General features: G+C 49.2%; 9 protein-coding genes and 1 other RNA gene. 6 read left to right on the forward strand and 4 right to left on the reverse strand.

Features of this window, described 5'->3' with window-relative positions:
• Positions 1 to 403: 403 nt before the first annotated feature.
• Entirely contained in the window at positions 404 to 802 is a 399-nt protein-coding gene (locus DEF47_RS12010; RefSeq protein WP_012191792.1) for a LysM peptidoglycan-binding domain-containing protein, read from the reverse strand.
• A 9-nt stretch (positions 803 to 811) separates the two neighbouring features.
• Positions 812 to 1,819 (reverse strand): stage II sporulation protein M, encoded by a 1,008-nt coding sequence (locus DEF47_RS12015; protein ID WP_012191791.1) that lies wholly within the window; start codon positions 1,817 to 1,819, stop codon positions 812 to 814.
• Positions 1,820 to 1,858: 39 nt separating this feature from the next.
• On the opposite strand from DEF47_RS12015, the gene DEF47_RS12020 reads away from it, so the two are divergent.
• Positions 1,859 to 2,683: an RDD family protein gene (locus DEF47_RS12020; protein ID WP_012191790.1), complete on the forward strand. Its 825-nt coding sequence runs from the start codon at positions 1,859 to 1,861 to the stop codon at positions 2,681 to 2,683.
• Here the strand turns inward: DEF47_RS12020 and miaA are convergent.
• Positions 2,592 to 3,539 (reverse strand): tRNA (adenosine(37)-N6)-dimethylallyltransferase MiaA, encoded by a 948-nt coding sequence (gene miaA, locus DEF47_RS12025; RefSeq protein ID WP_012191789.1) that lies wholly within the window; start codon positions 3,537 to 3,539, stop codon positions 2,592 to 2,594. The genes DEF47_RS12020 and miaA overlap by 92 nt on opposite strands.
• A 115-nt stretch (positions 3,540 to 3,654) precedes the next feature.
• Here miaA and DEF47_RS12030 point away from each other — a divergent pair, with 115 nt between their 5' ends.
• Positions 3,655 to 3,864: a hypothetical protein gene (locus DEF47_RS12030; RefSeq protein ID WP_012191788.1), complete on the forward strand. Its 210-nt coding sequence runs from the start codon at positions 3,655 to 3,657 to the stop codon at positions 3,862 to 3,864.
• 2 nt (positions 3,865 to 3,866) lie between these two features.
• Entirely contained in the window at positions 3,867 to 5,057 is a 1,191-nt protein-coding gene (cysS, locus tag DEF47_RS12035; protein WP_012191787.1) for a cysteine--tRNA ligase, read from the forward strand.
• Positions 5,058 to 5,114: 57 nt separating this feature from the next.
• Here the strand turns inward: cysS and DEF47_RS12040 are convergent, their stop codons facing one another.
• Positions 5,115 to 5,690: a DUF1499 domain-containing protein gene (locus DEF47_RS12040; protein WP_012191786.1), complete on the reverse strand. Its 576-nt coding sequence runs from the start codon at positions 5,688 to 5,690 to the stop codon at positions 5,115 to 5,117.
• Positions 5,691 to 5,912: 222 nt separating this feature from the next.
• Between DEF47_RS12040 and DEF47_RS12045 the strand changes: the two genes are divergently transcribed.
• From DEF47_RS12045 to holA, 3 genes are all read left to right on the forward strand, one after another.
• Positions 5,913 to 6,941, forward strand: coding sequence for a helix-turn-helix transcriptional regulator (locus DEF47_RS12045; RefSeq protein ID WP_012191785.1), 1,029 nt, complete (start codon positions 5,913 to 5,915; stop codon positions 6,939 to 6,941).
• A gap of 70 nt (positions 6,942 to 7,011) precedes the next feature.
• A non-coding RNA gene (gene ssrS / locus DEF47_RS12050) (6S RNA) lies at positions 7,012 to 7,179 on the forward strand.
• A 6-nt stretch (positions 7,180 to 7,185) separates the two neighbouring features.
• Positions 7,186 to 8,067, forward strand: an 882-nt coding sequence (holA, locus tag DEF47_RS12055; protein ID WP_287045155.1) for a DNA polymerase III subunit delta, incomplete at its 3' end; no start/stop codon positions are given.

The following is an 8,067-nucleotide window of genomic DNA, read 5'->3' on the forward strand; positions in this document are numbered from 1 at the left end:
CATTGGTACGTGTCGAGGTGGTTGTGACCCACGCTGCTCCATCCCGAACCAGGCCGTGAACGCGACACACACCGAGGCTACTGCAGCACCCGCTGTGGGAACGTAGGGGGATGCGTACCATCCAATCGAAGACACGCTAGATGTTCAACATCTAGCGTGTTTTTGTGTTGTGGGCTAAAAAAATTAAACTTGCTCAAAGCTGGCAGAGCCACTCTAAAATGCGAAACCGCCAGTTCATTGAACTGGCGGTTTGCTTTCGTCTTTTCGCTTCACGATAGGACTAGAGAAGTCCCTCCGTGATGCTACAATGACTACTATCATTCATTGGCATCACCTCCTTTATCCCTTGCGGTAGTTATCGAATAAAGGTTATGCTGGAAGTATAGCATGCTGAAAATCATTGTCAAGGTGTTGGAGTTAGGTCTTTAGACTGATTTAATGGCAACGTTATCGTCAGATTACTTGTGCCACTAATCAGCGATGGGATGATCAGCGGTTGTCCAATGGCAATAACGTTGATATCTTCAAGTTTATTGGTAGCTGAAATTTCTTCTACGCTGGTATTAAAGGCTAAGGCTATCGATTCGAGCGTGTCGCCATCGCGCACAATATATAAACCGAGCGGCTGGGCGGTCGGTTGTAACTCATTTTTATAGGCTTCACGGGTTGCATCTAAATCGATAGTTGGTGCCGCTGTTAGATTAACAATCGGTTTGGGAGTTGGGCGGCTAGCAACTGGTGTGCCGCATCCAACTAAAGCTGCACAAATCAAACCAATCGCTAATTGATCTCGTCGTTTCATTATGATCCTCTAGTGTGCTGGGGTTTCAAGCTTCAAGGCGCTTGCTTCAGCAGATTCTGGTTGTTGGACATTGCGTCCAGCTAATAAAAGATAGGCATACATACTGCCAGCACTGATAATACCAACTGCAATCTTAAACCACAATGGTAGATATTGCGGCGAAATAAAGCCTTCAATCAATCCTGCCAAGATTAGAAACATGACGATTGCTCCCGAGACTTTGAATGCCCGTTGAGCAGCAATTGCCAAGGCAGCGCGGCGCGAAACCATGCCAGGCCGCAAAATGGCCCAAGCAAGTTGTAAGCCAGCACCACCAGCAAGAAAGATAATGCTCAATTCGACTGGTCCATGCGCCGCAATAAAGCCCCATAGGTTATCGGCAAAGCCTATATTTTGAGCTGACCCCGCTAAAATTCCTAACATTAATCCGTTGTAATAGAGGGCATAGAGGGTTAGTAAACCTAAGGTCAAGCCTCCTACGAATGCCTGGAATGAGACAAAAATGTTGTTGGATAGAATCATAACTGCACCTTCAGCATTGTTGTCGTTTAAATCGCGCCACCATTCGATGTCGTCTTGCATATTGTCAATCGCCGGCTGAAATTCAGGGGCTAAGGCGATTCCCCGCGCCGGATCTTGGTAGCTGATGACCCATGCAACCACTGCTGGTAGAAAAAATGCTAAAAATGCTATGCCTGTAAATGGTAATAGCTCACGAAAAGCTTGGGGGAGTTGATAGAGAAAGTAGTTTTTTATTCCGGTAATTGGCGAATTGCGCTCACGATAGATGCTGCTATGACCCTTCGCCACCAAATCGTTTAAATAGATCGTCAAGGGATGGCCTGGAAAATCGCGCCGCGCTTGAGCTAAATCTGAGGTTGCTTGGCGATAAAGTCGGCCTAGCTCTTGCAATTCAGTGGCATTCATGGCAATAATATTACTCTGAGCACGGCTGGTTAGCTGGGTTAATCGTTCCCAAGCATGATGTTTGGCATTGATAAAATCTTCTGCTACCATAAAGCTACTCCTCTACTAATATATTGTTTGGAGATAGAGATGATCGATAATCGTGGAAGTGATCGCTATATTATTGATACTCCCGAAAGTATTGAGTTTGGCTATGATGTGGCTGGAATCGGCACACGCTTTGTGGCGGCGGTTATCGATACGGCCTTCTTCTCAATTTTGTTATTTATTGCGCAACGGGTCTATATCGGGACTGATAACAATCCCAGCGATGCTGCCTATCGGATTTTCTTTTTCTTCTGTATTTTTACAGTCTTGGTTTATTATATCGCCTTTGAGCGCTTTTGGAATGGGCAAACGCCTGGCAAGCGGCTTTTGGGGATTCGGGTGGTGCAAGAGGCTGGCAAGCCATTAACCTTCACTGGTAGCTTGATTCGGAATTTACTGCGGTTAATTGATTTTGTGCCAGCGTATTATTCAACTGGGTTGCTCACGATGTTGATCGATAAGCGTGCCCGCCGTTTGGGAGATTTGGCTGCTAGCACGTTTGTGGTGCGCGATCGCCAACGGGTGACGCTTGAAATGTTGTTGCAATCGACCCGCGATGATAAAGTTGCGAGTGCGCTCAAAGATAGTGGTGCAACCTTGCCCAATATTACTGCCTTACGCCCAAGCGATATGGATTTAGTGCAAAACTTTTTGCTGCGCCGTGCTGTTTTAGCCCCCGATCGACGCTTGCGGATTGCAACTCAATTGGCTTATGCGCTGTTTGGACGGCTTGGCTACAGCGTGCCTGGTGATCCTGAGCAGTTTTTGCAACAAGCTAGTGATCAGTATGTATTGGTGCGTGCTCAGGCATTGCAAGCAGCTCCTGCACCTGTGCCAGTAAATCCGTATGACGGGCATCGAGGCTAACCCGCTTGGGCAAACGCCGAAACCACGCCCCTTGTTTGCGAGCAAAACGATGGGTGTTGAATTTGAGTTGGCTGATGCAAGCGCCAGCACTTTGTTGGCCTTGCCACAATGGCCGAAATTCGGCATAACCCAACCCCGACATCGATGGTAACTCCCAGCCATAGCCTTGGCGAATTAAAGCCCAAACTTCGGCAATCAGTCCTTCGCGCATCATCAGATCAACCCGTTGATCGATGCGGGCATACAGTTCGTCGCGCGGTCGCTCTAGATCAAGCGTTAATATGCGATAGTGTGGCGGATTGCGCTGCTGAAGCTGGCTAATCGGCTGGCCTGTTTCATGAAAAACTTCTAAGGCGCGAATCACCCGCCGCACATTAGTTGGGTCGATTGCTTTAGCGGCCTCGGGATCGATCGTTTGCAGTTGTTGATGGAGCGCCGCATGACCTTCGCTGGCCGCCTGTTGCTCGTACCGCGCTCGTAATTCATAGTTGGGCGCAACTTCAGGAATGCTCCAACCCTCAAGTAGAGCTGCCATATATTGGCCTGTGCCCCCCACCAAAATTGGCTGTTTGGCCTGCTGCTGAATTTGGGCAATCGCCGCGTAGGCCGCCGCTTGGTAGGTCGCTAGGCTATATTCCTGATCAGGATTAACCACGTCGATTAAATGATGTTTGACTAATGCCTGTTCAGCAGGCGTTGGTTTGGCTGTGCCAATATCCATCCCCCGATAGACTAAGCGCGAATCGACTGAGACGATCTCGCCATTTAAGGCTTGGGCTAAATCGAGTGAAAAGGCAGTTTTGCCAACCGCAGTTGGGCCAACGATGGCGATGATTAATGGTTGTGGTGCTTGCATGGCCGCTATGATACAAGCCGCCAGCGATTGTTGCAATGTTAATTGTGATCTGACGGTATTTTGGCTATTTTTGAGGTACAGTACTACAGGATAATTCTGTGTTAGAGGATCAATCATGACCGAACAACCACCCAAACGTGATGATGATCAAGGCTTCGAGGGCCAAGCTGGCTACGATAGCGGTTTTCAAGATGGCAAATATACCAATCCTGAAGTGGCCGAATCAGGTGGCGTGGAAGATCGGGCTGGCTCATATGAAGATGGTTTGCGAATTGAACGTGACGATGCACTTGATCAAACGCTCGACGACCAAGGGGAGGCCTAGTCGTGTTACTTTATGATACTCTGTGCCAAACGCCTGTCGCCATGGAGCCAATCGATGGCTTTGTGCGCATGTATGTATGCGGCGTGACTCCCTATGATACAACCCATATGGGCCATGCGCGGACCTATGTGGTCTACGATACAATTCGGCGCTATTTGGAATGGCAAGGCTTGCCAGTGTTGTATGTGCAAAATGTGACTGATATTGATGATGATATTTTGCGCAAAAGTGCCCAACTTGGCCTAACTTGGGATGAATTAGGTCGCCAAGAGACCGAGCGCTTTTTACGTGATATGGATGCCTTGAATGTGCGCATGCCTAATCACTATGTCAAAGCTACTGATGCCATCGCCAAAATTATCGAGGTAAATAGTGGCTTGATCGAGCGTGGCGTGGCCTATGAAAATCAAGGCAATGTCTATTTCAATGTTCATGCTGATCCCGATTTTGGCAGCTTGGCTCACAGCGATTATGCCAGTATGTTGGCGATTGCCAATGAGCGCGGTAATTTCCCCGATGATCCGCATAAACGCGACCCATTGGATTTTGTGTTGTGGCAGGCGACCAAGCCCGGCGAGCCATGGTGGGATAGCCCGTGGGGTCGCGGTCGGCCAGGCTGGCATATCGAGTGTACCGCCATGGTGCTAGAGTATCTCGGGCCGCAGATCAATATTCATGGTGGTGGCAGCGATTTACAATTCCCGCATCATGCTTGCGAATTAGCGCAAGCCGAGAATTTTACTGGCCAAAGCCCGCACGTTGCTGCTTGGTCGCATATCGGCATGGTCTATTACGAAGGCGAAAAAATGAGCAAATCGCTGGGCAATTTGGTGTTGGCCAGCAAAACCTTGCAACATTACAGCGCCGATGCCATTCGCTTGGGCTTGCTCAAATATTACTATCGCGATCAATTTGAATATAGCAATGATGATGTGGCATGGGGCGAACGCACGGTTGAACGTTTCAAACAGGCAGTCAATAGTGGCGTATCTGGTGGCGCACTTCATGCTGAAGAGCTGCGCAATGAGGCAATCGCAGCACTTGATGCCGATTTTCAAACACCAGCCTGTTTACAAGCGTTAATCACGTTGGCGGAAGCCAGTATTAATGGCGAAATTGATGACGCTGAGTTGGCTGCTACAACCTTGCGTGAGCTAGGCGCAGTGCTTGGCTTACGTACTGAATTGTGGTAGTTGAATGAACGAACAACAAGGGTAGCCATGTTAAACTACCCTTGTTGGCGTAACGCTTTATTGGCTTGGTGTGCCTAAATCTTCCTCAAGTGCCCGTACCAATTGGCGAATATGCCGCCGATTTGCCCCAAGATCTGCACCGCCAACCTTGGATGCCGATTGAATATCCACGCGAGTTTGGCCGCCTTCATCAATAAAGGCGATCGTTAACTCATCGGTGAAGATCCCTAACATTACATCAATATCGACTTTGAGCGCTTTTTGGCTATCGGAGCGGTTGGTAATTGTCCAGCCACGTTGGGCCTGAATCGTGCGAATACCCGCTTGATAGACCGTATTTTGATCTTGGGTAAAGCGTGGGGTCATTAATTCGGGCAAGATCGGGTTATCGCTGGTTGCGGCGCGATTGGTGCTTAGCCCAAGCTCAAATTTATCGCGAAAGTTTGGCACAAAACGGAAGGCATAAAATATCAAGCCAAGACAAATCACGAATAGCACGATCCGTTTGCCTGGAAACACTTTAGGTTGTGGCCGAAAAATCCAACGAACTGTGGAAAAGAGCGCCATCGAAGCTAAAATGACCGAGCTTACGACGACGACTTCCCATGGGAACACATCCTGATAGTAATTCATGCATCCTCCTAGGCAAAAAAGAACGAATTACAAACGTTGCCTTGGTCTTTGGCCGATAATTGCTATGCTACCACATTCAGTGCAAGCTGTTGACGAGCCTCAATTGCTCGCTACACGAGTGATTGTCGTTGATCTTGCACAATTTGTTTGCAGTCCCATATGTGCCCCACGTTCCACACCACAACAATCTGAATGGGCTTATTTTGGAATAGTGAGGATTACGTGAACACAAAACGACAAGCACGCGGGATTAAGCGTTCATCGGTGATGAAGGTGCAGCGTCAGATGTTGTTGCTGCGTTGTTTGGGCAGCGGCCCTAAAACGAGTGATGCCTTAATTGACGAAGTTAATAGCCAAATGCTCGAAGCGTATCCTAAAGCGGCCCGCGAGGCGCTCCGTCACGATCTACGGGCTTTGCGCGAGGTTTTTGGCTGTGTGATCGAATACACGGCTTCGGTGGGTTATCGTTTGGTCAGCGTTGGCGATTTGGCCTTGCTCAATTTAACCAATGATGAAATTGCGGCGCTGCGCTTTCTTGATGCAACCTACACTGCCAATAGCACCTTGCCTGATCATCAACAGGTGCGGCGCTTGGTCGAGCGGATAATCGATTTCTTGCCAATCGAGCGGCGTGGGGCTTTGAATGTGGGCGAGCCAATTTTGCAGCAAGCTGGCCCTGTTGCGCCCTATGAACATGATCCGCAGATTATGCGTAGTTTGCGCAAAGCCCTCGCCCAGCGCCGCGAAATTCGTTTTCGCTATACTTCAAGCCAACGTGATGGCGAGGAGACGCATCGGGTTGGGCCAGTTAATATTTTTACTCGCGATGGCCATATGTATCTTTTGGGCTATTGTTTTGATGGCCCGCAACAGATGGTCGAGCGGGTTGGCCGTTATGTTGATTATCGCATCGACTATATTAGCAAAAACAGCTTAACAATCTTGCCACGGGTCTTGCCACCAGCCCTGCCCAAACGCCCAACCTGGACAGTTAAGTATGAATTGCGCGATGTCGTTGCCCGCAATAAAAAAGTTGCCCACTGGTTTGCTGATACTGATATTCAATATCGTGATGATGGCTCGGCCTTGGTGACGGCCACGGTGCATAATCTCTGGCAAACGCGCCAAATTCTGTTGCGCTACTTGGAGAATTGTCGTGTGCTAGAGCCACCCGAATTGATCGATATGATGCGGGCGACGGCCCAGGGCTTGCGCGATTTGTACCCACCTAGCACCAACGAAATTGGTTAAGCTAATATTCTAGTGTTGGGATACTAGTTGATGATTTTTGCAGATCTGAGTGGGCTATAGTACAATAGGGTGCACCCTTCGCTGTACGTGCGGTGGGAATTAGTTTTGAGCCAACACTTTATGAAGGGGAGCCGGGTTCCGCGACTAGTGCGGCTGGTGCTGTACGACTCAAGGGCTGGCACCCACCTGCGAAAGCAGGTTCAAAACTACCCCGCTCACGGCTGATAGAAGGGTGTTTACTTTTATGTTGTATCTCTTTTTTGGCCCCGACGATTATACCCGCCAAGCCACGATCAACGTGCTCAAGGCGGCTTTTCCACCTGATGCCGCTGCTTTCAATGTGGTGGTGCTCCACGGCAAATCGATCAAACTCAACGAAGTGCGCACTGCTTGCGAAGCGTATCCTGTTTTTCATGATCGCCGCTTGGTGATTGTGCATGATCTGTTAAAGCATGCCAAATCGGCTGAAATGCGCGATGGCCTCAAAAGCTTGGTTCAGCGCTTGCCCTCAACCACCGACCTTGTGCTCAACGAAAGTGATGCCCCTGATAGCCGTTTGAGTGTGGTCAAAGATATTCAGGCTTTGGTTAAAACTAAACAAGCTGAGCAGCGCGAATTTAATTTGCGTGAAGGCAATGCCCTCATCGCTTGGATGCAGCAAGAAGCCCAATCCAACGGCGTGCAATTACGCCCTGATGCCGCTCAACATTTGGCCAATTATGTGGGCAGCGATGGTTGGATGCTGCATAACGAAATTGCCAAATTAGCCGCCTATGTGGGCCAAAATGGCACAATCAGCATGCGCGAGGTCGATTTGCTGGTGGCTGATGAGACAGAAACCAACTTATTTAATTTTATCGACGCATTAAGTACTCGGCGCGGTGCGGCGGCGGTGCAAGGCTTAAATGGCTTATTAGCCGATGATGCCGCGCCGTTGTATATTTTGACCATGATTGCCCGCCAAGCGCGTTTGATGTTGGCGGCGCAGAGTGCTGGACGCGTTGCACCTGATGAATTAGCCAAACTTTTGGGTCAAAAACCGTTTGTAGCCCGCAAAGCAGCTGAGCAAGCCCGCAATTTCAGCCCAACTGAGCTGCGCATGCTCCACGAACGGGTGGTGCAGATT

The sequence above is a fragment of the Herpetosiphon sp. genome (genome assembly GCF_003512625.1).
GTDB classification, from domain to species: domain Bacteria; phylum Chloroflexota; class Chloroflexia; order Chloroflexales; family Herpetosiphonaceae; genus Herpetosiphon; species Herpetosiphon aurantiacus.

Bases quoted from the DNA above. Each gene is read 5' to 3' on its own strand.
- DEF47_RS12040 (WP_012191786.1), bottom strand. From the start codon at position 5,690: ATGAATTACTATCAGGATGTGTTCCCATGGGAAGTCGTCGTCGTAAGC.
- DEF47_RS12020 (WP_012191790.1), top strand. From the start codon at position 1,859: ATGATCGATAATCGTGGAAGTGATCGCTATATTATTGATACTCCCGAA.
- DEF47_RS12030 (WP_012191788.1), top strand. From the start codon at position 3,655: ATGACCGAACAACCACCCAAACGTGATGATGATCAAGGCTTCGAGGGC.
- DEF47_RS12010 (WP_012191792.1), bottom strand. From the start codon at position 802: ATGAAACGACGAGATCAATTAGCGATTGGTTTGATTTGTGCAGCTTTA.
- miaA (WP_012191789.1), bottom strand. From the start codon at position 3,539: ATGCAAGCACCACAACCATTAATCATCGCCATCGTTGGCCCAACTGCG.
- DEF47_RS12015 (WP_012191791.1), bottom strand. From the start codon at position 1,819: ATGGTAGCAGAAGATTTTATCAATGCCAAACATCATGCTTGGGAACGA.